We start from the raw sequence: 26,709 nt of genomic DNA on the forward strand, positions 1-26,709 counted from the left end.
AGAAGAGGTTAAAGAATAATTTATATAAAATTTTTACCCACCTTTAAAGGGCTAGCTTTATAACAGTAAAAAAAGAGGTGAGCTTAGAGACAAAAGTCAGTTAATTAAATATATAAATTACTCAAAATTCAATGATTCAAACAATAGTTGTTTTTCTCATCATTGGACTAGTTATAGCTGGGATTGTAGCCAATCCTATCCTAGTGAAAAGGCGAAGAGTCCGTATTAAACACCGTCCTTTCCCCCCGCTATGGAATGCAATTATTGAAAATAATCTTCCTATTTATCTGTGTCTCTCTCCCGATGAAATCAGACGACTTCAGGGACATATTCAAGTATTTTTAGCAGAAAAGCAATTTATTGGTTGTAGAGGATTACAGGTGACGGAGGAAATGAAAGTTACTCTTGCTGCGATCGCCTGTTTACTTTTATTAAATGAACGTGGGCAATACTTCCCTAGACTTCGTTCAATTCTGGTTTATCCCAATGCTTATTTTGTTCAAGAAACGACTTCTATCGGAAAATATGTTGTTGAAGAAAGGCGTGTGGCCAGACTAGGAGAATCGTGGACAAATGACCAAGTAGTACTGTCTTGGGAACAGGTGAAACAAGACACTCATAACTGGAGAGATGGACGTAACGTTGTGCTTCATGAATTCGCCCATCAGTTAGATCAAGAAGATGGTAAAGCTGAAGGAGTTCCGATACTGCAACACAACTCAGACTATCCTATTTGGGCGAAGGTGATGACAGAAGCATATCAGCAACTTTGTAATGATGTTCTACAAGGTGCAAGGACGGTAATGGATAGCTATGGCGCAACGAATCCCGCAGAATTTTTTGCCGTAGCAACTGAGACATTCTTTGAGAAACCACACCAATTGCTATCTAAGCATCCGGCACTTTATGAGCAATTGCAACGTTACTATCAATTAGATCCTGGGCAATGGGCGTAAAGTAAGTAGGTAAGAAGAAATCACATTATATTCAGTTAATCAACCTTCCTTCAAAAATGTTAGTAGTTGGGACTTTAGTCCTGATTTCGTTCGTGTAGAAAGGACTAAAGTCCTCACTACAAACCTTGAATTTTACAGTGAATTGCAAGTTAGTAATTTTCAACTATGAGCTTTTCATTGCCAGAATCTTCAAAGCCACTGCTTCAGGGACAGGCATCACCGATAATCGATTTCCTTGTCTCATCAACATTAAGTCTTCATCGCTAAACTTTTCTTTGAGTATTGATAGCAAGATAGGGTTAGAAAAAGCCTCAACAAATTCCACTAAAACTGTTTGCCACCGAGGGGATTCGAAAGTTGATTTCGGGTCGTAGTATTTACTTTCTGGCTCAAACTGGGTCGGGTCAGCAATATCTTTTTTCACTATACGCATTAACCCAACAATACCGGGAGGATTAGTACTGGAGTGATAAAAAAAAGCTAAGTCTCCTTCCTCCATTTGGCGCAAAAAGTTACGAGCTTGATAGTTGCGAACACCGTCCCAGATAGTCTGGCTTTGCTGTTGAAGGTCAGCAATGCTATAGGCTTCTGGCTCTGATTTCATTAGCCAATAATTCATCTACAAAAATTATCTAGATACAAAAGCATTTTAATTTTGAGCAGGTAAATAAGTTCGTAGTAAGGACTTTAGTCCTTATTTTTTAAGCACTAAAGTGCTTACTACAAGCTCTCTTGCACTAGCTTAGACATTGTACTAGTGAATTTTTGACTTAACTGCGGTAAGCTATAACAGCATAAAACGGATCTCCTCCAGCTGCGCCCAACCACTGAAATAAATTCGGTAATGTTGACTTATGAACTATAACTTCTGCGGTTGTAAATCCTGGGACTGAGGCGAAGTAGGCTTTGACTAATTCTACTCGCTGTGTTTCTGAAGCCTCCCGCCAAGCCTGAATCGCCTTTTCAAAAAACATCCGGTTAGAAAAGCTGATAATTGCGACACCACCAGGTTTCAGGATGCGGTAAATTTCGGAAAATATTGCTTCTGGATATTGCATATATTGCACAGATACGCAATTGAGAACAGCATCAAAATCTGCGTCTATTAAAGGTAGCTGCGGATTTTCGTTAAGATTTTGCACAAAGTAATGATTTAAGCGATGATTTCGTGCTAGTTCCTCAGCGTTGAGTCCATGTCCTTCCACATGGTCAAACTGCATCTCTTCTGGTAGATGGGACACCCAACTGCTCATCATATCAAGAATGCGGGTGTTGGGTTTCAGGCGATCGCGGTATAAATCCGTTAGCTGTTGAATAAATCCTTCATCCACATGGGTAACAAAGCGGGGATAGGCATAGAACAGCTTATCGTCTTTGTCGTCTAATTTCTGGCGTTGATTCGGTCTTAATTGCATAAATCTCTGTTTTGGAGTACTTTTTTCAAAAAATGCGGCAATTTCAGGTATTGTTCAAAAAACACTATGTAACATATTTTAATAACAGCAAGACACATAAACGAGTCTAAATAGCAGCATCAATTTTATCAATTCAATGTTTTATAAATTACATATCTTGCGGCATATTTGGCGACAAACGCGCCTAGTGGGATTATTACCATATTTGAGCTTGTTACTTTGGATACTTCCCTTATTATTATTTACTTCTGGGCACAATAGCCTGATGGCACATGATGAAGCGCTTTACGCTTCGCGTGCGCGTCTGATGTTTGATTCTGGTAATTGGATAACTCCTTGGACAACGGCACATCATAAAACCCCTGGCCCTTATTGGTTAATTGCCAGTTTCTACAAGGTGTTTGGTATGAGTGATACTAGTGCGCGTCTTCCTAGTATGATTGCTAGCATTTTTAGCTTATGGCTTGTGTATGAAATCGGCAAAAGTATGCTAGGCAAAAAATTAGCAAGGCTTGCTGCTGCTATTTTAAGTGTGGAATTTCTCTGGCTGCAATACTCTCGCTTAAGTACACCTGATATACCGATGGTTCTATTGGTACTTTTAGCTATTTTATCTTTAATAAAAACAGAATCATATCCTAAATATCGCTATTTTTGGAGTTTTATAGCTGGTTTAAGTTTAGGTTTAGGCTTCTTAGTCAGAAGCTTTATGATTTTTTTGCCAATCATCGCTTTATTCCCTTATTTAATTTGGGAACATCGCCGTCATCATCATCTTACTAACCCATTTTTGTATTTAGGTTTTTTTGTAGGTTTAATCCCTACCTGTGTTTGGCTGTGTTTAAGCTGGCTGCACTACGGAAATCAGAGTTTTGAAGAGTTGCTTAAGTTTGTTATGCAGCTAGGTTCTGAAAATAATTATAGAAATGATCGGCTGTTTTATTTATGGAATATTCTTTTAAAAGCATTTCCTTGGGCTTTTTTCGGACTTTTAGGTTTATTTTTGACTATACGTCGTCCAATTCCTCGTTATCAGTTAATATTAGTTGGCTTTCCACTTATTCTATTTTGTGAGCTTAGTCTTTTTAGCACTCGTCTCCCTCATTATAGTCTTTGCCTTTATCCGTTTATAGCTTTGTTTGCATCTGTGGGTTTAAACTGGTTAGGTAGTATTTACCAGACAGGAATTACCCCCCCATTACCTCTCGAAAAAGATAAAATAAATATATTAAGCCTTTTTGCCAAAAAGAATCTTCCTCGAAATCTCAGTTATGGCTTTGGTGGGTTAGGTTTTTTGCTTGTTATAGCGAGTATTGGCATTTTTAGTTGGGGTAGTTTTGATTTTCGCAAGTATGCAACTATTGGCTTGGCTATGGGCTTGGGTTGGTTAATTTTACCTGTGGTGTGGATTAGTCGTTACCATTTTGGCAAGAAGTTTCTCACAGCGCGTTATTGGATTGCAGGTTGGTTAATTCCCTGTTGGCTAGCTTTGGCGACGATTGGTAGTATAGGTCTGTTAAGTGACTATAACCATGTTTTGAAAACTTTTTTACAACAAAGTGCGATCGCCTCAATTCTCCAATCTCATCCTACCTACTATGTGGAAATAGACCAGAAAACCGAAGTCCTATTTGAGTTCTATCTTCCTATTCATGCCCAGCAAGTAGCCTCTATTTCGCAAATCCCAGCTTTGAGCTATGCTTGGATATATAGTGACCAATCCCCTAAATTATCTAGACCTCACCGTATTCTCGGCACTGTCAAAGAGTACCAGTTGATCCAATTTCTTCCCTAAGATAGATGCAAAGCACCTATTGCTAAAAAATGTTGATTTATATACTATAGACAATAGTACGCATACTAAGTATTTTGCTAAATGGTTTCTACATCTAATCATTCTCCAGCTTTAGAGTCGTGGCAGCAAAATCTGGCACCATACAATTTGGGCTACAGAATCAAATTAGTCTCACAATTGCTCAGTCGCAAGTTTACAGATAAGCTAGAACCCTTTGGACTTACACCATTTCACTGGTTGGTGTTGTGCTGTTTGTGGCAAGAAGATGGTTTACCTACTTCTAGTATTGGAGACAAACTCAAACAAGTAGGAGGAACTTTAACAGGCGTACTCGATCGGATGGAAGAACGCGGTTTGGTGCGTCGAGAACGCGACACTCACGATCGCCGCATCTGGCGGATCTGGCTAACGGATGCAGGTAAAGAACTAGAAACTATTTTACCCCCAATCGCCGCCGCAGTCAGGGACGAAGCAATGGACGGCATTTCTTTTGCTGACCGAGAACTGTTTTCCCAAATCTTAAATCGGGCGATCGCTAACCTCTCCTAAAGATAACCTCACAATCACCCGACTGGGGGAGGTGCTGTAAAGATTTGTTTTGAGATAATATTACGCATACTAAGGAAATAAAATTTTTTTCAGAAAATACTACGCATTCTAAATAAACGACTATCAATCAAATCATCGAACAAGCGAGTTAAGAATCATGAAAACCAATACATTTAACGGACGCAACCAAAACAAAACCATAGTTATAGAAAAAGAATTGATTCCTAATTCCGAGACTTTAGAAGCTGTAACCGCAGAAGCACCTGTTGTAACTCCTGAGATCGAGAAAGAAGTTCCACCAAAGCGGAAAAAACCGACTGGTTTGATTTTGGCAGGATTAGGTGTGGGTGCGATCGTCGCAGGCACTTTTGGTTATAACTATTGGCAATACGCCTCCACCCACCAGGAAACAGACAACGCCACCGTTGCGGGAAACATTCACCAAGTTAGTAGCCGAATTCCTGGAACTGTAAGTCAGGTGCTTGTGAATGACAACCAACTGGTGCAACCAGGACAGTTGTTAGTGAAGTTAGATCCACGAGACTATGAAAGTAAGGTACAGCAAGCACAAGCAGCCTTAGAAAATGCACGTGGACAAGCCCAAGCTGCCCAAGCAAATATTGCTTTAAGTTCACAAACCACCACTGGTAAGACAACTCAAGCGCAGGGAGATGTTAGCGGTGCGGTAGCAGCAATTTCCACAGCCCAAGCAGCAGTACAAGAAGCCCAAGCTGGGATACCAGCCGCGCAAGCCCAAGTCAGATTAGCCGAAGCAGGGATTCCCGCCGCCCAAGCGCAGGTAGCGCAAGCCAATGCGAATTTGGAAAAAGCCCAAGCAGATTACAATCGTTACAATGAATTGTATAAAAATGGTGCGATCGCTCGTCAGCAATTAGACACCGCTAAGGCAACTTATGATGTAGCGACGGCACAAAAAAACGCTGCTATTCAAGGAGTAGAACAAGCCCAAGCTAAGTTAGCCTCAGCCAAAGTTGGTGTAACCCAAGCCCAATCTCAACTAGCGCAAGCGCAAGAAAATGTCACCAACGCCCAAGCGAAATTGGCAGCATCCAAAGGTGGATTGCAACAAGCTACCGCAGGCGGACAAGATACAACAGTCAAACGTAGCCAATATGAAGCGGCAAAAGCTGCGATCGCGCAATCGGAAGCATCGCTCAAAGACGCGCAATTACAACTATCCTACGCCAACGTTACCGCCCCCAGTGCCGGACGAGTCGGTAGAAAAAACGTGGAAGTTGGCAACCGAGTTGCAGCAGGAACACCATTAATGGCGATCGTGGATAACGAGTATTGGGTAATTGCAAACTTCAAAGAAACCCAATTAGAAAAGATGCGCCCAGGAGAGATGGCAGAAATCAAGCTAGATGCTTTCCCTCATCATACCTTTGTTGGTCGTGTTGAAAGTCTTTCGCCAGCTTCCGGCGCTCAGTTTGCCTTATTGCCACCGGATAACGCTACAGGTAACTTTACCAAAGTTGTCCAACGCATCCCAGTCAAAGTAGTTTTTGACCAAAAGAGCATTCAAGGATACGAATCGCGGATTACTCCGGGGATGTCTGCGGAAGTAGCTGTGGAAGTCAAGTAATACCAAGTTGCCTGCAAACCTCTCTCTTGTTATGACATTCTCCTACATCTATAGAGAGGCGGATAAAGATGAGGTGAAATGATATTTGTGAGAGCAGATTGGTATAAAATAAACCTGACATGAAAAAACCATTATTACCTGCTTTAAGGTCAAAAAACTACCAGTTGTTTTTTGCCGGACAAGGTATTTCCCTAATTGGGACATGGATGACACAACTTGCGACGATTTGGCTAGTTTATAACTTGACAAACTCCGCATTAATGCTAGGAGTTGTGGGATTTTCGAGTCAAATTCCTAGCTTTTTTCTAGCTCCCTTTGGCGGAGTATTTGTAGATCGATTTTCTCGATATCGTACCTTAATTGGTACACAAATCTTGGCGATGATTCAATCGTTAACATTAGCAGTACTGGCGCTGACTGGTGTGATTGAGGTATGGCACATCATCGCCTTGAGCTTGTGTCAAGGATTTATTAACGCCTTAGATGCACCAGCCCGCCAAGCATTTGTCCCAGAACTGGTTGAACGTAGAGAAGATTTAGCCAATGCGATCGCTATCAACTCTACCATGATCAACGGTGCTAGATTGATTGGCCCTGCGATCGGAGGTTTACTAATTGCTAAAGTTGGAACTGGCTATTGTTTTTTAATAGATGGTTTAAGCTACATTGCTGTACTCGCTGCTTTATTGGCAATGAAAGTTAAGCCTTGGAAAAATGTCGTGACAGACGGGAATCCCTTACAAAAAGTTCAAGAGGGATTTGTATATGCCTTTAGCTTTCCACCCATTCGCTCGATTTTGTTGCTATCAACTTTAGTCAGTCTCATGGGACTGCAAAACACTATTCTCGTACCAGTTATTGCAGAACAAGTACTCAAAGGTGGCGCAGAGAGTTTGGGTTTTTTGATGGCGGCATCTGGAGTTGGAGCTTTAACTGGTGGAATTTATCTAGCTACGCGCCAAACAATCTTAGGAATTGGTAAATTGATTGCTTTAGCTCCAGCAATTTTAGGAGTTGGTTTAATTGCCTTTTCTTTATCTCGATATTTACCTCTTTCTTTATTTACAATGTTATTTGTTGGCTTAGGTACAATTCTCCAGATTGCTGCTAGCAACACATTTTTACAAACAATTGTTGAAGATGACAAACGTGGGCGATTGATGAGCTTATACACAATGTCATTTTTGGGGATGATTCCTGTGGGCAACTTGTTAGGAGGTGTATTAGCCAGTCGTATTGGCGCACCCAATACTTTAATTATTGATGGGATAGCTTGTATTTTAGGTTCTATAGTTTTTAGCAGACAGTTGCCTGCTTTAAGGCAGATAATGCGTCCAATTTATGAGCAAAAGGGCATTGTAATAACTCATAAAGCTTAGGATAAAAAAACGCAAAGAGATGGTATAAAATTTATTGGAGAATAATTCCTAACCCAGGAAGACGTTCGCAGATTCGCTACCGTTGCGCTATCAGAATCAAGACACTGTTTGTTTATCTGCCAGTTGCACAAAATTAATTCTGTAGCTTGCTTACCTGAAAGGGTATTCTGGCTCACCTCGACTGCGCTCGGCGACCACCAGACTCCTGAATTCTGTTTGATAATAATTTTGTTATTTAACTTTTAAACTGGAACAACACTATGGCTAATACAGGTGTAATTCATCAGCAAGCACTACCAGAACGCGTACCGCTAAGAACCTGGATTGGTGTATTAGCCAGTATGCTTGGTGCATTTATGGCGGTATTAGATATTCAAATAACTAATGCTTCACTGCAAGATATTCAAGCAAGTTTAGGAGCAACTTTAGAAGAAGGCTCTTGGATTTCTACCGCTTATTTAGTAGCAGAGATTGTGGTAATTCCTTTAACAGGATGGTTATCGCGGGTGTTTTCTCTGCGACGTTATCTGTTAGTGAATACTGCACTATTTATTTTCTTTTCTATATGCTGCGCTTGGTCGTGGAATCTCAATTCCATGATTTTATTTCGCGCCTTGCAAGGTTTTAGTGGAGGAGTTTTAATTCCCACCGCTATGACAGTCGTATTAACGACTTTACCTCAATCTAAGCAATCAATTGGGCTGGCTGCTTTCGGGTTTAGTGCAGTTTTTGCACCTTCAATTGGCCCAACATTGGGAGGTTGGTTAACAGAAAATTTTGGTTGGGAATACAACTTTTATATAAATGTAATTCCAGGCGCATTAATGCTAGCTGGGGTTTGGTACGGAATTAAGCAAGAACGTCCCCAAATTAATTTACTGAAACAAGGTGATTGGTGGGGAATTATTGCAATGGCTATTGGGTTAGGTTCCCTGCAAGTTGTTTTAGAAGAGGGTAGCCGCAAAGATTGGTTTAGTTCAGCGCTGATTCTGCGCTTAAGTGCGATCGCAGTAATTTTTCTGGCGATATTTTTCTTTATAGAATTAACTCGTAAGCAACCATTTATTAATTTACGACTTTTGTTTAGGCGGAACTTTGGTTTAGCCAGTATTGTTAATGTGTCGCTGGGGGTTGGATTGTATGGTTCAATTTATATTTTACCGTTGTATCTTGCCCAAATCCAAAAATATAATGCGCTGCAAATTGGTGAAGTATTAATTTGGGCTGGTATTCCTCAACTTTTTATTATTCCCCTCATCCCCAAATTGATGCAACGTATTGATGTACGGTTAATGGTAGCTGTTGGCGTAACATTGTTTTCCATCAGTGCATTTATGAACTCTGGAATGACTAATCAAACTGGATTAGATCAGTTACGCTGGTCGCAATTTGTGCGTGCAATGGGACAACCCCTAATTATGGTGCCACTAACTTCTATCGCTACTGCTGGATTGAGTCCAAAAGAAGCAGGTTCAGCAAGTGGTTTATTTAATATGATGCGGAATATGGGCGGTTCTATAGGAATTGCATCTTTAGCTACTTTATTAACTAATAGAGAGCAATTTCACTCAAATAGATTGGGTGATGGGATATCTTTATATAACCCAGAAACTCAACAGCGAATTGACCAAATGACACAGTATTTTGTCAGCAAAGGAGCAGATTTGAGTACCGCGCAAAATCAAGCGATCGCATCCATATCTAATATAGTCCGCCGGGAAGCTTATGTAATGGCTTTTAATGATTGTTTCTACTTTATTGGCATTGCATTATTACTCAGTGGACTCGCCGTTTTATTCTTCAAAAAAGTGAAGCCAAGTGGTAATGCTGTCGCTCATTAAATTTGTTGTATGGGTTAAAATATTTGATAAAACTACTAAGGTACTAAAATGGTCATTAGCCAAAGTGAGTACTATATCTCTCCAGAAGAATATCTAGAAGGCGAGAAAGTAAGTGAAATTAAACATGAGTATATTGATGGACAAGTCTACGCGATGGCAGGGGCAAGTGATGCTCATGTCACCGTAGTAGGAAATGTGTTTATACTGCTGCGAAACCATCTGCGGGGTAGTGGATGCCGTGTCTACATGGCAGATATGAAAGCACAGATTGATCTGATAAATCGCTATTTCTATCCTGATGTCATGGTGACTTGTGATACACGAGATAGAGAATATGAATATTTTAAATCTTATCCTTGCCTAATTATCGAAGTGCTTTCTGATTCAACAGAAAGCTTTGATAGAGGCAAGAAATTCGCTAGTTATCGACACTTAGAATCACTACAAGAATATGTGCTAATTTCACCAGACCAAATGAGTGTCGAATGCTTCCGCCGCAATGAACAAGGACACTGGGTACTTTATCCTTATGAACAAGAACAAGAAGTGCATTTAGCTAGCGTTGATTTTCGGTGTGCGATCGCCGAAATATATGAAGATGTATTAAGCTGAAAAGCATCTCAGTTGAATAATCAATTAATAGGTATTATCGATTAGATGATATTTTTTCAATTTGCTTAGTAAAGTATGCTTCTTCATGTTTTAGTTGTTGTGCTATTTCCAACCCTTTTTTAAAAGCTGTTAATGCTTGAGGAAAATCTTTCTGTTCTAGATACAATTGCCCAATTTGGTCATAAGCTTGCATTATCCCGTAAAAATTGGCAGATTGCGTCTGTGTCTGTACAAGGATTTGGCTAGCCTGCAAAGCCTCGTCTATTTGTCCTTGAGAACGGTACAGTGCAATTAACTTTTGCAAAGCGTCGCCAGCACGAACATACTCGCGTAATTGCCAAGCAGTGGTATAAGCTTCTTGATAATTTTGAAAAGCTTCTAGCAGTAAGTTAGGATCTTTCTTGGCTAGAGATTCGTAATTTGCAGCGATCGCTAGCTTTAATTCTGGGATTACAGTAAGATTATTTTCACTAGTGTAAATTTCAACTAGCTTGTTAAGTACATTCAATGACTGCTGCGGTTGTTGTGTCTGCTCGTAAATGTAAGCCAGCCGTTGCAGATATGTTACCTCATTTACACGTTTGCCAAGAGATGTAGCTAAACTCAATAATTCCTCGTAGACTGGGGCGGCTTTGGTATAATCAAACCAAGTTAAATGTAGTTCCCCAATTGTCTTGAGCATTTCTACTACTGCTGCTGTATCTTTTTGCTGCCGCAACACTAACAAAACTTGGTCGTAAGCTTCTACAGCTAGTTTAATTGATCGCACATTTTGGTAAGCTTGGGCTAGCGATCGCCATAATTCTAGATCAACTTGAGCAGTTGTTTTCTGAGATTGCGCCTGCTTTTGAATTGCTTGCAATCGCTGCGTAATATATTGTACTTCTTCCCCATCATTTTGCTTCCAAGCGATCGCCCCGACTCGTGATAGTGCTTGCACCTCTGCTAACGAACCTAAAAAGCGCCGCAAGCGAAGTTCCCGGTTCCAAATTTCAAACGCCGCTACCTGATCCCCTGCTTGCAGTTTCGCTGCTGCTTGTTGATTTAAGGCATCCAGCGCTAGTTCTAAGTTTTGCTGTTCTTGGAGAGTTAACGGCTGTTTATCCTTGGGTAAACGTGGCAGTAGTGGATCGGGTGTGGTGATTTCTAAGGGACTAGGAGGAAATTTATCCGGTGGTTTGGGCTTTTTAGTCTGTGCCAGCGTCAAGGAACTGCTAAAGAGTATAGCGGCAGTAACAATCACAATTAAGCGCCTGAGCATGGGTACTTTACCTTGCCTTGAGTTAGTTACATGAGGTAATTATCCCCATGCCCTATTATTTTTACCTTATTTCAGCAATTCCGAAGCGTAATACTAATTCACGAAAACTCTGATACATACATAGAGATTTGTCGTATGGGCATGACAAGCCCCTGCTTGCCTACATTGCTTTATGTCTCTATCTAATCTACGTATTTCACTAGTCAATTCAATATCAAGCTAATAGTATCAAAGATTTTTAAGTGTAATTGCTGAAGTTGCATATCACATTGACATGATTTATGCAAGCGAAAATCTCTTGAATATAGCTGGGGAAATATACTGAATAATTGAACAAAATTTCTTATTTGACTTCTTATGAGTCAGAAAATATACGCTCACAATAATTCACTAATATAGATATCCTTTATTAGAGCTAGTTTGCTCTAATAGTTAAAAATTTGGTATTATTTAGCACCACCATGATGGGTAGTACCGTGAAAAACTTTTGGCATTGTTGATTTATAGTATGAATCGAAAGGTAGAGAAGCGATATATCGCTTCTCTATATGGGTTTTGATATTAAACAAAATCATTTTCATACTTCTTATTCAGCAAGCCAATTTTTTCATGGATATTGTTTGCTGGAACGAAGATATGCCACTTGAACTGGGGCTGCTAGCCACGCGAAGGGTAATGCTCTAATGCCAGTATAGAGCGACTGTTAACCGTCTAAAGGGCTGGCTCACCGTTTAGTCAACAGCTACTTTTTCAATTAGGAAGGTAAAAAATGAAATGGGCTATTTACAAAAAGAATACGGGCAGTTTTGTAATAGCAGTAGCAATTATGACTGGTATTGGCGTAGTTTCGTATCTGAGTTTGCTTCAGTATAGAGAAAACGCTCAATGGGTAACACATACACGCGAGGTACTTGAAAAGACAAAAGAAGTAATGTCACAGATCAAGGATGCAGAAACTGGACAACGGGGCTATCTTCTCACGGGCAAAAAGCGGTATCTCGAACCCTATCGCACAGCAACTGGCGAGATTGTTCAAAAACTTAAGGCTCTGCGCCAATTGACTGCGGATAACCCCAATCAACAACGGCGGCTCGATAGCCTTGAACCCTTGATTACCAAAAAACTGGTTTTCATTGAACAGGCGATTAACGCAAGGAGCAAAGATTTAGAGTCCGCACTGCAAATAGTTCAGACAGATCGGGGTCAGCAGATCATGGAGGACATCCGAATGCTCACTACAGCTATGGAGAATGAAGAGAATGAGTTGTTGAAACAGCGCTCAATGGAGGCGAACGCCAGCGCTCATCAAACAACTGTGCTGACTATTTTTGGCAGCATTATAGCTTCTGTTATCGTCGGTTTAGCAGCCACAATCACCAATCAGGAACTCGTCAAACGCAGGCGGATGGAAAATTCTCTGCAAAAAGCTCACGATGAATTAGAAATTGAGGTTAACAAACGGACTGCCGAACTGAGAAACACTAACGAGGAATTGCAAACTGAAATTAATGAGCGCAAAAAGGCAGAGTCAGAAATTCTGCGCCTGAATGTCCAGCTTGAGCAGCGAGTTGCAGAACGCACAGCACAACTCGAAGCGACTAACAAAGAGATGGAAGCATTTAGTTATTCAGTGTCTCACGACCTGCGGGCCCCCTTGCGTAGTATCGACGGTTTTAGCCAAGCACTACTAGAAGATTATGCTGACAAGCTAGACACACTAGGCCAAAACTACCTCCAGCGAGTGCGTGCAGCCACCCAGCGAATGGCACAACTGATCGACGATTTACTAAATCTGTCACGATTGACGCGCAGTGAAATGCGTTCCGAAAAGGTTGATCTAAGCGCACTGGTGGAGGCGATCACTACAGAGTTGCACAAAACCCAACCAGAACGCCAAGTAGAGTTTGCGATCGCACCAGGATTGGTTACTAATGGTGATGCTCATCTGTTACGGATAGTCCTAGAAAACCTGCTGGGTAATGCGTGGAAATTTACAGGAAAACATCAAAAAGCACGCATAGAATTTGGGCTTTTGCAGCAAGATGACACCCATGTGTATTTTGTCCGTGATGATGGCACAGGCTTCGACATGGCCTATGTTGAGAAACTCTTCGGTGCTTTTCAGCGCCTGCACGCCATGACTGAGTTTGAAGGCACTGGTATCGGATTAGCTACTGTGCAAAGGATTGTTCACCGTCACGGTGGTCGTGTCTGGGCAGAAAGCGCAGTGGAGCAAGGCGCAACATTTTACTTCACCCTTTAACTATAAGGAAAATATACAACATGATTCTATTAGTAGAAGACAATCCTGACGATGAAGCGTTAACCTTACGGGCACTGAAGAAAAACAACATTATGAACGAGGTGGTAGTGGCACGCGATGGGGTACAAGCCCTAGATTATCTCTTTGGTAAAGGTGTTTACGCTGACCGCGATATGAGCGTTATGCCGAATCTCATCCTGTTGGATTTGAAGTTGCCTAAAATGGATGGTCTGGAAGTTTTGCGACACCTGCGGGCTGACGAAAGGACAAAAATCCTTCCCGTCGTGATTCTCACTTCGTCCAAGGAGGAGCAAGACTTAATCAATGGTTACAGCTTGGGTGCCAACAGCTATGTTCGGAAACCAGTAGACTTTTCCCAATTCAGTGAAGCAGTGCGACAACTAGGGTTGTACTGGTTTGTCTTAAACGAATCACCGCCAAGGGTATAGCTTACTAAAGAAGGCAGGGGGCAATACTTCTCGGTTAAAGGGGAAAGGGGAAAGGGAAAGAAAAAACCTTTAACCTTTAACCTTTTCCCCAAACCCAATTCCGAGTTAAAAATGCACAAAGCGGGAAGTATTGGTTTCCAACTGAGCCTCCTGCCTCCAAAATATACAAAGCTGACTTTCTGAATTACGAATTACGAATTACGAATTACATGGGTATACCACTGCGCGTATTACTTGTTGAGGATTCAGAAGACGACGCTTTTTTGTTGCTACGTGAACTGCAACGTGGTGGCTATGAAGTAGCCTTTGAAAGGGTTGATACACCCACAGCCATGAAAGCTGCGATGGGCGTTGGCGAAGCCTCTCGGAGAGAAGCCCCGCCTTTGGCGATCGCAGAGCAAACATGGGATATTGTCATCTGTGATTATTCCATGCCCACCTTTAGCGCCCCTGCTGCATTAAAGCAGGTTAAGGAAAGTGGACTTGACCTGCCATTCATTATCGTCTCAGGCACGATTGGTGAAGATACCGCAGTAGCCGCCATGAAAGCTGGTGCCCATGACTACATTATCAAAGGCAATTTAGCGCGACTTATCCCTGCTGTTGCCCGCGAATTGCGTGAGGCACAGGTGAGACGAGAGCGTAAACAAGCAGAGGAGCAGATTAAAGCATCGCTTCAAGAAAAAGAGGTGCTATTGAAAGAAATTCATCACCGGGTAAAAAATAATTTACAGATTATTTCTAGTCTGCTCAACCTGCAAGCAGAATATCTCAAGGACAATCAAGCTCTTGAGGTATTCAAAGATAGCCAGAACCGGATTGAATCAATGGCTTTGATCCACGAGAAACTATATCAATCTCAAGACTTGGCAAAGATTAATTTTGCTGACTATATCCAAGATTTAGTAACTAATTTATTTTATTCATACAACGTTAATTCCAGCGCTATTAACTTGAAAATGAACGTTGAGGAGGTTTTTCTCGCCATTGATGCAGCTATTCCTTGCGGGTTGATTATCAATGAACTTATTTCAAATTCCTTAAAATATGCTTTTCCCCAAAGAGAAACGGGAGAAATTTGTATTGCCTTTTGCTCCATAGAAGCAAATTTATTTACACTTACTATCAGTGATAATGGTGTTGGTTTTGCCCAAGATTTTGACTTTCAAGCTACAGAATCGTTAGGACTGCGATTAGTAAAAGGCCTAACACATCAGCTACAAGGCAATATTGATTTTATCAGTTATAACGGAGTGAAGTATAAAATTATATTTCCGGCTAAAAATATCTAATTTCATAAGATAAATAAAATCATGAACCCAGTAAATATATTAGTTGTTGAAGATGAAATCATCGTGGCAATGGATATACAAAGTCGGCTAAGGAAATTTGGATACACTGTTCTGGGGCTTGCCGATTCTGGAGAAGAAGCAATTAAGAAAGCAGCAGATGATTCTCTAGATTTAGTTCTAATGGATATTCATCTCAAAGGAAAGATGGACGGTGTGGAGGCTGCTCAGATAATTCATAATATTTTTAATGTTCCAATAATATATCTTACTGCTAATGCAGATGAATCAACATTGGATCGGGCAAAGGTAACAGAGCCGTTTGGCTACATTCTTAAGCCTTTTAAAGAAAAAGAATTAAAGTTCACTATTGAAATTACCCTTTCCAAACATCGGACGGAAAAAAAATTAAAACAGAATGAACAATGGCTGACTACTGTACTTAAAAGTATTGGAGATGCTGTGATTACTAGCGACGCATCTGGAACTGTGACTTTTATGAATTCTATTGCGGAGGAACTGACGGGCTGGAATTATTCAGATGCGTTTGGTAAAGAAGCAACAGAAGTATTCAATATTGCTCATGAAGAAACTCGGATAATAATTGAAAGTCCGATAACGCAAGTCCTTCGATCTGGCGTTACTGTCGGTCTACCAGAACAGACTATACTTATTGCTAGAAACGGTGAAGAAATCCCAATTGATGATAGTATTGCAGCGATTAAAGATGACAACGGTAACATCACGGGTGCAGTTCTTGTCTTTCAGGATATCACCGAGCGCAAGCAGATATTGGAGGCACTAGCGCGTCGCCAGCAAGAATTCAAAGCACTAGTTGAAAATGCACCTGATATTATTTCCAGATTTAACACTCAATTGCGCTACATTTACGTTAATCCAGCTATTGAAAAGGTTACAGGGATATCAGCCGAAACATTTATTGGCAAAACAAACGCAGAGTTAAATCTACCAGAAGAATTTTGCCGGATATGCGATCGCAAGCTTCAGCAAGTTTTCCAAACTAAGCAAGAAACAGAGTTTGAATGTACTTTAGCGATCGCTGCCCAAACAAGACATTACCATACCCGTCTTGTGCCTGAATTGGCTAGCGACGGCTCAGTATACTTTGTCTTGAGTATTTCTCGCAATATTACTGCTCTAAAACTTGCGGAGGCACAATTAATTCATGATGCTTTTCACGATATACTAACCAGTCTGCCAAACCGCGCCTTGTTTATGGAACGGCTAGAACGGGCGCTGATGTTGACAAAACGACGTGCGGACTATAAATTCGCTGTTCTCTTTTTAGATTTAGATCGCTTCAAAGTTGTCAACGACAGTCTCGGTCACATGATTGGCGATCAACTACTAACTGCCCTTGCTCGCAGACTGGAAAACTGTGTGCGTGCTGGAGACACAGTTGCCCGTCTTGGGGGAGATGAGTTTACAATTCTGCTTGATGATATCAACAACATCAATGACGCAATAGGCGTAGTGGAGCGGATACACGAAGCTCTGACATCTGCGTTCACACTCAGAGGATATGAGGTTTTTACCACCGTCAGCATTGGCATCGTCGTGAGCAAGGGTAGTTACAACCTACCAGAGCAACTCCTGCGCGACGCTGACATTGCAATGTATCGCGCTAAAGCATTGGGTAAGGCACGCCATGAGATATTTGACTCAACCATGTACACCCAAGTCACGAAGCTATTAGAGTTAGAGATGGATCTACGACGGGCAGTTGAACGTCAGGAGTTTCAAGTTTACTACCAGCCAATTGTTTTGTTAGAAACTTACAAAATTGTTGGCTTCGAGGCTCTCGTTCGCTGGCAACACCCGCAACACGGATTAGTTCCTCCAGACAGCTTTATTCCACTAGCAGAAGAAACTGGGTTGATTATCCCTATTGGTTACTGGGTATTGGGCGAGGCTTGTCGGCAGATGCGTGCTTGGCAAATCCAATTTCCAACCGATCCACCCTTGACAATCAGTGTAAATCTTTCCACTAAACAGTTTTTACAACCCGATCTGATTGAGCAAATTAACCAAATTATGCAAGAGACTGCCCTGGAAGCCAGTAATTTAAAGTTGGAGATTACTGAAAGCGTACTGATGGAAAATATTCAGTCAGCAACTTTTATGCTCTTGCAACTACAACAGATGAATATCCAATTACACTTAGATGATTTTGGCATAGGCTATTCATCGTTGAGTTACCTGCACCGCTTTCCAAGTAATGCTTTGAAGATTGATCGTTCTTTTATTACTAAGATTGGTGCTAATGGAGAAAACTTGGAGATTGTTCAGGCGATCATCACTCTAGCCGAGAGTCTAAATATAGATGTGATAGCAGAGGGCATAGAAACGGTAGAGCAACTGTCACAACTTAGAGCCATGAAATGCAAATACGCACAGGGATATTTTTTCTCCCAACCCCTGGATAGCAAGTCTATAGAAACATTAATTGTATCTGGCATTCAGCCGGGATAAGGATAGCGTTACCTACACCACTCTGAATACGGTTCGGTTAAGGTTTTTTTATGAAAATCACAAAGACGCGATAAATCACCATCTCTACAAAGGACTGATTATTGTAAAGACGGCGATTTATCGCGTCTCTTCCCTTTCCCCGTCTCAGTCGTGGTCTAAATACCTGAAAACTGCTGTAAAAATTCAAAATCACCGAAGTTCACACTGGTCATTGACTTTCTTTTTCTCCTTTGGCTCGTTCCTGTGTCAAGCTATCAATTGCATCACCCAAAGCAGTAGTAAGGCTATTGCGGGTTTGGCCATGATTATCTTGCTCAGTTTTCAAAGCTTGCAAGAGGCGATCGCGTTCTTTGATTACGGCGATGAGTTTAGTTTGTAACTCCTCCACAGATTTTAGTTGTTCTATCTCTTGTTGAATCGCTGTTAGTGATGTCCCAGCAGCCAGTGTCTCGACCTCAAGACCCCGGAGTTTATGCAAGTCTGCCTTGAGTGATGCGATCGCCTGTTGGGATAGTTGGGCATCTGTGCGGCGTTGTTCTGCTTCTGTGTTGTAAAGCTGTCGCCATTTTTGGGCACTTTCCCAAGCCGTATCGCGATCGCTCTGAAGTACCGCCATCTGTTCTCTGAGTTCCTGGATTTCTGTCAACCACTGTTGTGTAAAATCTTGATTCATAAATTAAATAGTCATTTGTCACTGGTCATTTGTCATTAGTCATTTGTCACTCTCCCCTGCTTCCCCTGCCTCCCCGCTCTCCCTACTCGGTATTATTGCGGTAAAAAGATAAATGCGATCGCTACGCAAAATTTGGCACAGTAGTTAAGAAACCTAACCAGTTTTAACTCTAAATTATGCCAAAGCCTCGTTTTTTTCGCTTTTTTTACTACCTCAATTGGCGCACGCTCAAAAAAACTTTTGCTAGGACAATGGAAAGACGACTTTTGGGACTAGCCTCAGAAATCGCCTTCAATGCCATGTTATCGCTGTTTCCAGCGATTCTTGCTGTCCTCACAGCCATTGGTTTATTGGCAGAATCTTTACAAGCTACCTTTAAACAACTAGCGGCCCAACTTAGTCAAATCCTACCCGAACAAGCTCTGGTTCTAATTCGTGATTTTGCTACCACAGAAATTACCAATTCTAGAAACAGTGGCTTATTTTCTCTGAGCTTTGTATTAGCAATTTGGACTGCTTCTGGGGCGGTGAGTACCGCTATGACAGCCCTCGACCAAATTCATCAGATTCCTTCAGAAAATATGCGTCCCTTTTGGAAAGCCAAGCTCGTCTCTCTGGGATTAACAGTTGGTACTATGTTGCTTTTAGTGCTGGCTTCTTTCTTAGTGTTTACCAGCGATTGGCTTTTGGGAATGGTAGTACGCGAAAATCGTTCCTTGATCGTCTTATTACATCTTTGGCAGCTATTACGCTGGCCTTTAGCTTTAAGTATTGTTGCTGTTGCTTTTGGCTTTGTCTATCGCTATGGGCCAAGTGTATGGAACTCAGGCACGCCAATGATGCCTGGAGCAATTTTGGCAGCTGTTTTCTGGGCAATATTATCTGCCCTATTTCGGCTTTATGTGGCGAATTTTGGCAATTATAATAAAGTATATGGTGCTGTAGGGGCTGTGATAGTTTTAATGCTCTGGCTGTCTATGAGCGCTGCTGTACTGTTAATCGGCGATCAGTTGAACGTGACAGTCGGTGAAGATATGCGCCTAAAAGCGCAATCACAATCTAACGAAAAATATTAATTTGTAAATCCTTGAGAAAACTTTTGCAAAAGCTCAGTAGGGGAGTAAAATATCTAACGATTCAATGCAAAATTAGCGATTGCTTTCATGCCAGATTCTCCTACCCGGTTTTCTATGATTGAACCTGATGCTAAAGCACCCACCTTGAAGCGCCTGCGTCAGTTAAGTCGGCTGCTAGATAATGTTATTACTATTCCTGGTACGAAGATTGGTTTTGGTATAGATCCAATTTTAGGACTTATACCTATTGGTGGTGATTTTTTGGGAGTCATGTTTTCTAGCTACATCATCCTAGAAGCAGCGCGGCTGGGTGTCTCTAGAGCCACTTTAGGTAAAATGGTTGTAAATGTGATCGTTGATGGCTTGGTAGGCACTGTCCCCGTTTTGGGAGACTTTTTTGATTTTGCCTGGAGAGCTAACACTAATAATATCAAGCTATTGGAAGAATACTTAAAGTTTCCTAGCGAGCAAAAGAGTGCAGACAGGTTATTTATCATTGCTCTTTTGGTTGGATTGTTGCTGATATCCATTGTTTTAGTAGCATTACCCGTGATACTAATTAGAATATTCTGGAACGCTTTAACTGGTGGTTAAATTATTGATAGATAATGGAATGAAAGATTGGTGGCAAGCGACTTTTCCCAAAGGACGGCAAACTTTAATTATTACTGATGCTAAAGGCTATCCTGTACAAATTTCTTATGGCGAAAAAGGTAGAGGGAAACCGCTAATTTTATTACATGGCATGGGTAGTTGGAGCTATAATTGGCGACACAGTGTAACAGAATTATCTAAATATTTTCGGGTAATTTGTTTTGATGCCAAAGGTTTTGGATTTTCTGAAAAACCATTGTCTCGTCGAGAACACAACGGTCATCAAGTTATTGAGTTTCAAAGAATTATTCAGGCATTATGTGATGAACCAGCAGTGATTGTAGCGGAATCTCTGGGGGGATTAGTTGCCCTTGCTCTTGCTCAAGAAAATCCGCAGTTAATCGGGCAGCTTGTAGTAGTAAATGTACCTGTTTTTGCCCAACGTCTGCCCCATTGGGCTATGGGATTACTTGCCCAAACTCCTCTAGAAATCATCCAAACAATTGACTCCTTACGTCTGGCATATTTGTTTGCACCTCTATTAAGAGAAATTATGGCAATAGAAAGACGTGGGGTATTATTTGATCCGTCAATTTTGACAACAGAAGATGTCTATTGGATAACTTACCCCTTTATTCAATTTCCTGGTACGATTGTCAAAGTTGCCGAAGAGTTACAAATAGCAGCGCGAGAAATTGAGAATTGGCAAGCAAATAAGCCAAATATGCTTACCAAAATTCAAAATAAACTAAGTGCAATTAAGTGTCCTACACTAGTTTTGTGGGGCGATCAAGATAGTTGGTTTCCTGCTACTCATGGTGAAAAATTACATCAGCATATCCCAAATTCCAAATTAAAAATTTTGTCTAACTGCTATCATGACGCTTCAAGTGGTTCTTCTAAGGAGTTGAATGCAGCGATTCTAGAATTTTTACGGGATGGTGAAACTGTACTAAGACCGCTTGATGGCTAAGGTAAGTCCATCGGCAATGGGGACAAGGGAGAGTGTTACCCGTTCATCATGATGTAACTTCTCATTGAGTGCGCGAATCGATTGGGTGCTTTCATCTTGATTTTCCGGGTCAGCAACTTGTCCTGACCATAAAACATTATCAATCGCAATTAAGCCACCTGGACGCAATAATTGCAGCGATCGCTCATAATATCCATCATAATTTTCTTTATCAGCATCAATAAAAGCAAAATCAAATGTCTCAGCTTGTCCAGTTGCCAACAGCTGATCTAAAGTTTCTAAACCTGGAGCCAATCGTAGATCGATTTTATGGGCAACTCCGGCTTCTTGCCAATATCGGCGGGCGATCGCAGTAAATTCTTCACTCACATCAGCAGCGATAATTTTACCATCATCAGGAAGTGCTAAAGCCACTGAGAGCGAGCTATAACCTGTAAATACACCAACTTCTAAGGTTTTCTTGGCTCCAATCAGCTGTACTAGCAGTCTCATAAACTGCCCTTGTTCTGGTGAAATCTGCATTGTGCTTCTGGGATGACTGGCAGTTTCTTGGCGCAACTTCAAAAGAATCTCTGGTTCCCGCAGTGAAACGGATAAAAGGTAATTATAGAGTTGATCATCAAGACCTATAGACTGTTTTGGCATGGTAGATGAGAAAATAGCAATAATCTACAGTTATACTATCGCCTAAAAGTGGTTTATCAAACATCAGACAAGAGGACTTTTAAAATATCCTCTAACCCGGATTTCTCACAAGTGAGAAATCCAGGCTAAATTCTCACTTCGCAGTCTTCCTTCAAGATATACCAAATACCATTATTATCTTGACGTAAAATCTGATACTTTTGCTCAATAAATTCCAGTAGATTTGGAAATTTTTCTTTGATTATAGCCTGCGGTTCGTAATCAATAAAAATATAGGGAGGCTTTGATGAATTCAACTGCTTTATAAGTGCTGACCATTGCTCAGATAAAAAATATTCAAGAGCCCAACCACGTAGTATTGTAGCTTGATTCCTACCAGAAAAATAGTAAATAGATGGATCGCCAGCTACATAAATATCACCAACAAGATTTCCTGGTTGAGAGATAAAATTAGCTTCTGAACGAAGAGATGAATATTTTGGTCTAAAGACAACCTGATATTGCAATCGTGTATCTTCAGTTAAAGCAAAATTATTATTAACCAGAGTAATACTCTTTTTTACGAGAGTGAAAGAGAAAGGTAAGAACAATAAAAATACCAGCAAAATAGTTGGGATTCGAGACTTTAATCCTTTTAACGAATCCCACAATATATCTAATCCCTTAGTTGCTAAAATACCTATAGGTACAAACAATAGTAAATAATGGTATTCCCACAATGCTGTTCCCTGTAAAAGAATAACAGACAAAGCAAAAATACACCAAACAACAAGTAACAAAGTCAATATATTCTTAGACTTATACAATGATACATATACTGCAACAGCAGTCATTAAAATTAAAGAATAAAAATTCTGTAATAACCATTTTATTCCCAAAACAAAATTAGTTTTATTAAATGCAGCATTAGCTACAATCATCGGTGGATATATAAAAAATGTCTTAAACACTATCGCAAAACTATTAACTGAGATAAAGTAGCTCGCAACAACCAAAAGAGGAAATGTAACTCCTATAAAAATTGGGATAAAAATCTCAATGAAGTTTTTTTGAATACTGTGGCGTTTTATTAGTATAGAATACATCAATATACTTAGCCAAAATGAAATCAAGATCAGCAGAAATAAAAATTTAAATAAAAGAACAATTCCGCCTAAAAAGCCTGACAGTAAAAGCAGATAAAATCTTTGCTTTCCTTCTTTTGTAAAAGATTTAAAAGTAACCCAAAGACAAAGGAATAAAGGAAACCCGACCAGTGCTTCTACTTGAGTCAGATGCCAAGCACCGGAAACAATATAGTAAACGCCAACTGTTAACAAAGGTACTAGACTTGCAATTATCTGATGTCGAAAATAGCTTTTTAGGGTCAGTAGCAATATTATCGAAAAAAATACCATGTAAATAAGTTCAAATACATGGATGCCAATCTCATTAAAACCAAATAAAGTTCCTGCTAAAAAATAAAATGAGAAAATTCCCGGTTGTTTAATATCCCAAAAATCCCGATAAAGTACCTTTCCTTGTTGCATTTCCAAAGCACCTAGCCTAAAGAATGCTTGATCTCCGTCAAATGGAAAAGGTAAATGTATCAGACCAATAATGATAATAGTAATCAAAACTATAAAGTCAATTTTATTTAATTTAGCAATACTAATCATGGAAATTTAAATTTATATTTAAGTGACTATTTGCAGTAGTTAATATCCTAGTAAGATAACAGAAACTCTGTTATCTTTTCATTACTCATCATGCCTAAAAACTGTAATCAAGAAAAATTATGAGTCTATTAGTACTTAACTTTATGCTTAACTTTGCTATGTTTTGCCACACCTTTTAGAGTTTGCAAATGTTTGCAGTGCAAGCAAAACTCTATCTTCATATATGATTGCAATAAGTAGGTGGGTATGAAACAATTGAACTATGTAAAGATACAGTATTTTGCAAATAATTTAGGTACAAATGCAGAACTCACGCATCAGATAGAGTTTCTATCTCTTGCCTTCTCCCAAGGGGAGACGCTAAAAGCGATCTGTCTGCTGCTGCAACGCTGCACTATCCTGCCTCAAAACCTGTAGCTCTTTGTACTTCATACAAAAGAAAACTGCTGTAAATAGGTAGATGCAACGTACTAAACTATTGCTTTGAACAACTATGAGTATATCGGTAACTATGTGGTGTGTATGTGAAGTATTAATGTAGATATAGGCTAATACGCTTGGGTTTGTGATATTTTGTGCAGCCCAGACCACTCACTTGTTTGAATTGGAGGAACCTCTGACTTGGCAGACTCACTAACGCTTTCAGCGTCTCCTCTTTTTAAGTAGGGTTAGGACGATCAAGCCTTAACTAGAACTTATTGGGATATAGACACAGCACAATAACTTTAAATATAGGAAATACTGATGGAACGTTCAAAATTAATTGCTATTCTTACAGGTGCGATTTCGGTTATTTTAGCGATCGCTTACCTGATCTTAGTCCAACTGCTGGACTACCGAGACATGAAACCCGCCCCCATTAGCCAAATTGACCAAGCGCCTGCAATTATTTCTGTTTTTTGGTAGGTTGACAAAATTACAATAATATGAATCAAATTTAATTGACTTATTACTTATTAGAGACGCAATTAATCGCGTCTTTTGTCATTTACGTCAATAAGTAAAAACTCATGTTCATAGATAAAAAGCAATAGCTATTATTCATTACTCAAATGGTTGATTATATAAGATTTCCTTAGAGTATTTATCTTACATTTGTTTATATAAAGTAATTCCATTTTGACGGATATAACGGTAAGCTATTTTAACAAGATTAAATAAAGATAAAATTGTCTTACCTGCGTAGGCGTAGCCCGTAGTAGACATCGCTGGGTTAATAGGGATCAATGTAAGTTGATTCAAAACCCCAAACTTTTGATGCAAATCTAGAGGTAAGTTGATGGCTCAGTTTCTACTTGAGACTGTTTGGCTAGTTCCTTGCTATGCCTTAATAGGTGGCTTGTTAGCCGTACCTTGGTCGCCGGGAATTATTCGGAAAACGGGGCCAAGACCGGCGGGTTACATAAACTTGGTGATGACATTTTTGGCGTTTGTGCATAGTGCGATCGCCTTACAAGCAACTTGGAATCAACCAGCCCAAGAAGTATTTATTCCTTGGTTATCTACAGCTGGTTTAGACCTCACCATTGCTTTAGAAATATCCTCAGTGAGTGTCGGCGCTTTAGTTGTGATTACTGGTTTGAATTTGCTGGCGCAGATTTATGCCATCGGTTACATGGAGATGGATTGGGGTTGGGGACGCTTCTATTCTTTATTAGGATTATTTGAAGCTGGACTATGTGCCCTGGTTCTGTGTAATAACTTGTTCTTCAGCTATGTAATTTTGGAAGTCCTCACACTGGGAACCTATCTACTAGTTGGCTTATGGTTTAGCCAGCCGTTGGTAGTCTCAGGTGCCAGAGATGCTTTCTTAACCAAGCGGGTAGGAGACTTATTCTTGCTAATGGGCGTGTTGGCATTATGGCCCCTAGCTGGAACTTGGAGTTATCCAGAACTAGCTCAGTGGGCGGCGACTGCTAACGTCAACCCGACAACAATGGCACTGGTAGGTTTAGCCTTAATTGCCGGGCCAATGGGTAAATGTGCCCAGTTCCCACTGCATTTGTGGTTGGATGAAGCAATGGAAGGCCCAGTTCCCAGTACAATTTTGCGGAATTCGGTAGTAGTTGCTAGTGGTGCATGGGTGCTGATTAAACTGCAACCTGTGTTAAGCCTGTCGCCCATAGTGTCTTCTGCTATGGTGGCCATTGGGGTAGTGACGGCAGTAGGTGCTTCTTTAATTGCGATCGCTCAAGTTGATATTAAACGCTGCCAATCCTATTCTGTCAGTGCATACATGGGTTTAGTATTCATCGCTGTGGGAACGCAACAAGATGAAGCAGCGCTGTTGTTAGTACTTACCCATGCTATATCCGCAGCCCTATTGGTGATGAGTACCGGGGGAATTATTTGGAATAGCATCACCCAAGATGTCACCCAATTAGGCGGATTGTGGACACGTCGCCCGATTTCAGCAATAGCCTTTATCGTCGGCACTTTGGGGTTAATTGGTTTTCCACCATTGGGTAGTTTTTGGGCGTTAGTGACACTAGCAGATGGGTTGTGGGAAACGCAACCTTTGTTAGTGGGAGTAGTGATAACGGTAAACGCTTTGACAGCCGTGAGTTTAACCAGAGAATTCGGTTTAATTTTTGGTGGTAAAGCTAGCCAAATGAGTCAGCGATCGCCTGAAGCACACTGGCCAATGATTTTGCCAATGGTAATTTTACTTGCCTTTAGTCTACATCTTCCTTTAGTGTTGCAAAGCTTATCACTTTTACCCGATTGGGCAACTCTAAACAAAGATGTCGTACTACTTTTAATTTGGTCGAGTATTTCCGGTTGCAGCATCACTGGTGTGGTTTATTTAGGCAATATTCCTAAACCAATTCGCCTCCCTTGGAAAGGTCTCCAAGACTTGTTCGCATACGACTTTTATACCCCCAAACTCTATCGGATAACCATTATTTTTGGCGTTGCCAAAATTTCCCAACTGGCCGATATGATTGACCGCTTTGTTGTCGATGGCATCGTTAATTTGGTTGGTTTATTTTCGCTATTAGGTGGCGAAAGTTTAAAATACAGCACCTCTGGGCAAACCCAATTTTACGCCTTAACCGTCCTACTAGGAGTGAGCATTTTAGGAATATGGGTAGCTTGGCCATTTTGGGGAGTGCAGTTTTTAAATGTGATTTCTCAAATTTCGACAGTTGGGTAGTTAAACACCCTTTGATTACAAACAA

The 26,709-nt window shown here is 40.6% G+C and carries 22 protein-coding genes; 16 read left to right on the forward strand and 6 right to left on the reverse strand.

Annotation, left to right across the window (positions count from 1 at the left end):
• The first annotated feature begins 131 nt into the window (after positions 1-131).
• Entirely contained in the window at positions 132-956 is an 825-nt protein-coding gene (locus H6G86_RS13665) for a M90 family metallopeptidase (RefSeq protein WP_190934779.1), read from the forward strand.
• Between the two features lie 163 nt (positions 957-1,119).
• Here H6G86_RS13665 and H6G86_RS13670 read toward each other — a convergent pair whose 3' ends face one another.
• Positions 1,120-1,575 (reverse strand): EVE domain-containing protein, encoded by a 456-nt coding sequence (locus H6G86_RS13670; protein ID WP_190934780.1) that lies wholly within the window; start codon positions 1,573-1,575, stop codon positions 1,120-1,122.
• Between the two features lie 151 nt (positions 1,576-1,726).
• Positions 1,727-2,371, reverse strand: coding sequence for a class I SAM-dependent methyltransferase (locus H6G86_RS13675; RefSeq protein WP_190934781.1), 645 nt, complete (start codon positions 2,369-2,371; stop codon positions 1,727-1,729).
• Between the two features lie 136 nt (positions 2,372-2,507).
• On the opposite strand from H6G86_RS13675, the gene H6G86_RS13680 reads away from it, so the two are divergent.
• From H6G86_RS13680 to H6G86_RS13705, 6 genes are all read left to right on the forward strand, one after another.
• Positions 2,508-4,166 carry an ArnT family glycosyltransferase gene (locus tag H6G86_RS13680; RefSeq protein ID WP_190934782.1) on the forward strand — a complete coding sequence of 553 codons (1,659 nt, stop codon included), beginning with the start codon at positions 2,508-2,510 and terminating at the stop codon, positions 4,164-4,166.
• Between the two features lie 81 nt (positions 4,167-4,247).
• Positions 4,248-4,715, forward strand: a complete 468-nt coding sequence (locus H6G86_RS13685; protein WP_012410030.1) for a MarR family winged helix-turn-helix transcriptional regulator — start codon at positions 4,248-4,250, stop codon at positions 4,713-4,715.
• 157 nt (positions 4,716-4,872) lie between these two features.
• A complete protein-coding gene (locus H6G86_RS13690) occupies positions 4,873-6,321 on the forward strand; it encodes an HlyD family secretion protein (protein WP_190934783.1) in 1,449 nt (482 codons plus the stop codon).
• A gap of 119 nt (positions 6,322-6,440) precedes the next feature.
• Positions 6,441-7,700, forward strand: a complete 1,260-nt coding sequence (locus tag H6G86_RS13695; protein WP_190934784.1) for an MFS transporter — start codon at positions 6,441-6,443, stop codon at positions 7,698-7,700.
• A 260-nt stretch (positions 7,701-7,960) separates the two neighbouring features.
• Positions 7,961-9,541 (forward strand): DHA2 family efflux MFS transporter permease subunit, encoded by a 1,581-nt coding sequence (locus tag H6G86_RS13700; RefSeq protein ID WP_190934785.1) that lies wholly within the window; start codon positions 7,961-7,963, stop codon positions 9,539-9,541.
• Positions 9,542-9,589: 48 nt separating this feature from the next.
• On the forward strand, positions 9,590-10,153 hold the full coding sequence (locus H6G86_RS13705; protein WP_190934786.1) for a Uma2 family endonuclease: 564 nt from the start codon (positions 9,590-9,592) through the stop codon (positions 10,151-10,153).
• Positions 10,154-10,187: 34 nt separating this feature from the next.
• On the opposite strand, the gene H6G86_RS13710 is transcribed toward H6G86_RS13705, so the two are convergent.
• Positions 10,188-11,414 carry a tetratricopeptide repeat protein gene (locus tag H6G86_RS13710; protein WP_190934787.1) on the reverse strand — a complete coding sequence of 409 codons (1,227 nt, stop codon included), beginning with the start codon at positions 11,412-11,414 and terminating at the stop codon, positions 10,188-10,190.
• A 769-nt stretch (positions 11,415-12,183) separates the two neighbouring features.
• Here H6G86_RS13710 and H6G86_RS13715 point away from each other — a divergent pair.
• From H6G86_RS13715 to H6G86_RS13730, 4 genes are all read left to right on the forward strand, one after another.
• Positions 12,184-13,677 (forward strand): sensor histidine kinase, encoded by a 1,494-nt coding sequence (locus tag H6G86_RS13715; RefSeq protein WP_242064811.1) that lies wholly within the window; start codon positions 12,184-12,186, stop codon positions 13,675-13,677.
• Positions 13,678-13,697: 20 nt separating this feature from the next.
• The gene (locus H6G86_RS13720; protein ID WP_012410037.1) at positions 13,698-14,126 is read left to right on the forward strand and encodes a response regulator; all 429 of its coding nucleotides are present in this window, start codon (positions 13,698-13,700) and stop codon (positions 14,124-14,126) included.
• Positions 14,127-14,335: 209 nt separating this feature from the next.
• On the forward strand, positions 14,336-15,418 hold the full coding sequence (locus H6G86_RS13725; RefSeq protein WP_199338267.1) for a sensor histidine kinase: 1,083 nt from the start codon (positions 14,336-14,338) through the stop codon (positions 15,416-15,418).
• 21 nt (positions 15,419-15,439) lie between these two features.
• Positions 15,440-17,908: a two-component system response regulator gene (locus tag H6G86_RS13730; RefSeq protein ID WP_190934788.1), complete on the forward strand. Its 2,469-nt coding sequence runs from the start codon at positions 15,440-15,442 to the stop codon at positions 17,906-17,908.
• Positions 17,909-18,116: 208 nt separating this feature from the next.
• Here H6G86_RS13730 and H6G86_RS13735 read toward each other — a convergent pair whose 3' ends face one another.
• The gene (locus tag H6G86_RS13735) at positions 18,117-18,581 is read right to left on the reverse strand and encodes a hypothetical protein (RefSeq protein WP_190934789.1); all 465 of its coding nucleotides are present in this window, start codon (positions 18,579-18,581) and stop codon (positions 18,117-18,119) included.
• Between the two features lie 176 nt (positions 18,582-18,757).
• On the opposite strand from H6G86_RS13735, the gene H6G86_RS13740 reads away from it, so the two are divergent.
• The 3 genes from H6G86_RS13740 (at position 18,758) to H6G86_RS13750 (ending at position 21,224) form a co-directional block, all read left to right on the forward strand.
• On the forward strand, positions 18,758-19,657 hold the full coding sequence (locus tag H6G86_RS13740) for a YihY/virulence factor BrkB family protein (protein ID WP_190934790.1): 900 nt from the start codon (positions 18,758-18,760) through the stop codon (positions 19,655-19,657).
• 87 nt (positions 19,658-19,744) lie between these two features.
• A complete protein-coding gene (locus H6G86_RS13745; protein WP_190934791.1) occupies positions 19,745-20,251 on the forward strand; it encodes a DUF4112 domain-containing protein in 507 nt (168 codons plus the stop codon).
• A 19-nt stretch (positions 20,252-20,270) separates the two neighbouring features.
• Entirely contained in the window at positions 20,271-21,224 is a 954-nt protein-coding gene (locus tag H6G86_RS13750; RefSeq protein ID WP_190934852.1) for an alpha/beta fold hydrolase, read from the forward strand.
• Here the strand turns inward: H6G86_RS13750 and H6G86_RS13755 are convergent.
• Positions 21,204-21,869, reverse strand: coding sequence for a class I SAM-dependent methyltransferase (locus H6G86_RS13755; protein ID WP_190934792.1), 666 nt, complete (start codon positions 21,867-21,869; stop codon positions 21,204-21,206). The two genes, H6G86_RS13750 and H6G86_RS13755, sit on opposite strands and share 21 nt — an antisense overlap.
• A 125-nt stretch (positions 21,870-21,994) precedes the next feature.
• Positions 21,995-23,527, reverse strand: a complete 1,533-nt coding sequence (locus tag H6G86_RS13760; RefSeq protein ID WP_190934793.1) for a hypothetical protein — start codon at positions 23,525-23,527, stop codon at positions 21,995-21,997.
• A 744-nt stretch (positions 23,528-24,271) separates the two neighbouring features.
• Between H6G86_RS13760 and H6G86_RS13765 the strand changes: the two genes are divergently transcribed.
• A complete protein-coding gene (locus H6G86_RS13765; RefSeq protein WP_190934794.1) occupies positions 24,272-24,433 on the forward strand; it encodes a hypothetical protein in 162 nt (53 codons plus the stop codon).
• A gap of 373 nt (positions 24,434-24,806) precedes the next feature.
• A complete protein-coding gene (locus H6G86_RS13770; RefSeq protein WP_190934795.1) occupies positions 24,807-26,684 on the forward strand; it encodes an NAD(P)H-quinone oxidoreductase subunit F in 1,878 nt (625 codons plus the stop codon).
• Positions 26,685-26,709 lie beyond the last annotated feature (25 nt).

This window comes from Nostoc sp. FACHB-133 (genome assembly GCF_014698055.1).
Lineage (GTDB): Bacteria > Cyanobacteriota > Cyanobacteriia > Cyanobacteriales > Nostocaceae > Nostoc.

Excerpts from the sequence above, each read along its gene's own strand:
- H6G86_RS13665 (WP_190934779.1), top strand. The coding sequence starts at position 132 with ATGATTCAAACAATAGTTGTTTTTCTCATCATTGGACTAGTTATAGCT.
- H6G86_RS13670 (WP_190934780.1), bottom strand. The coding sequence starts at position 1,575 with ATGAATTATTGGCTAATGAAATCAGAGCCAGAAGCCTATAGCATTGCT.
- H6G86_RS13675 (WP_190934781.1), bottom strand. The coding sequence starts at position 2,371 with ATGCAATTAAGACCGAATCAACGCCAGAAATTAGACGACAAAGACGAT.
- H6G86_RS13680 (WP_190934782.1), top strand. The coding sequence starts at position 2,508 with ATGTTTTATAAATTACATATCTTGCGGCATATTTGGCGACAAACGCGC.
- H6G86_RS13685 (WP_012410030.1), top strand. The coding sequence starts at position 4,248 with ATGGTTTCTACATCTAATCATTCTCCAGCTTTAGAGTCGTGGCAGCAA.
- H6G86_RS13690 (WP_190934783.1), top strand. The coding sequence starts at position 4,873 with ATGAAAACCAATACATTTAACGGACGCAACCAAAACAAAACCATAGTT.
- H6G86_RS13695 (WP_190934784.1), top strand. The coding sequence starts at position 6,441 with ATGAAAAAACCATTATTACCTGCTTTAAGGTCAAAAAACTACCAGTTG.
- H6G86_RS13700 (WP_190934785.1), top strand. The coding sequence starts at position 7,961 with ATGGCTAATACAGGTGTAATTCATCAGCAAGCACTACCAGAACGCGTA.
- H6G86_RS13705 (WP_190934786.1), top strand. The coding sequence starts at position 9,590 with ATGGTCATTAGCCAAAGTGAGTACTATATCTCTCCAGAAGAATATCTA.
- H6G86_RS13710 (WP_190934787.1), bottom strand. The coding sequence starts at position 11,414 with ATGCTCAGGCGCTTAATTGTGATTGTTACTGCCGCTATACTCTTTAGC.
- H6G86_RS13715 (WP_242064811.1), top strand. The coding sequence starts at position 12,184 with ATGAAATGGGCTATTTACAAAAAGAATACGGGCAGTTTTGTAATAGCA.
- H6G86_RS13720 (WP_012410037.1), top strand. The coding sequence starts at position 13,698 with ATGATTCTATTAGTAGAAGACAATCCTGACGATGAAGCGTTAACCTTA.
- H6G86_RS13725 (WP_199338267.1), top strand. The coding sequence starts at position 14,336 with ATGGGTATACCACTGCGCGTATTACTTGTTGAGGATTCAGAAGACGAC.
- H6G86_RS13730 (WP_190934788.1), top strand. The coding sequence starts at position 15,440 with ATGAACCCAGTAAATATATTAGTTGTTGAAGATGAAATCATCGTGGCA.
- H6G86_RS13735 (WP_190934789.1), bottom strand. The coding sequence starts at position 18,581 with ATGAATCAAGATTTTACACAACAGTGGTTGACAGAAATCCAGGAACTC.
- H6G86_RS13740 (WP_190934790.1), top strand. The coding sequence starts at position 18,758 with ATGCCAAAGCCTCGTTTTTTTCGCTTTTTTTACTACCTCAATTGGCGC.
- H6G86_RS13745 (WP_190934791.1), top strand. The coding sequence starts at position 19,745 with ATGCCAGATTCTCCTACCCGGTTTTCTATGATTGAACCTGATGCTAAA.
- H6G86_RS13750 (WP_190934852.1), top strand. The coding sequence starts at position 20,271 with ATGAAAGATTGGTGGCAAGCGACTTTTCCCAAAGGACGGCAAACTTTA.
- H6G86_RS13755 (WP_190934792.1), bottom strand. The coding sequence starts at position 21,869 with ATGCCAAAACAGTCTATAGGTCTTGATGATCAACTCTATAATTACCTT.
- H6G86_RS13760 (WP_190934793.1), bottom strand. The coding sequence starts at position 23,527 with ATGATTAGTATTGCTAAATTAAATAAAATTGACTTTATAGTTTTGATT.
- H6G86_RS13765 (WP_190934794.1), top strand. The coding sequence starts at position 24,272 with ATGGAACGTTCAAAATTAATTGCTATTCTTACAGGTGCGATTTCGGTT.
- H6G86_RS13770 (WP_190934795.1), top strand. The coding sequence starts at position 24,807 with ATGGCTCAGTTTCTACTTGAGACTGTTTGGCTAGTTCCTTGCTATGCC.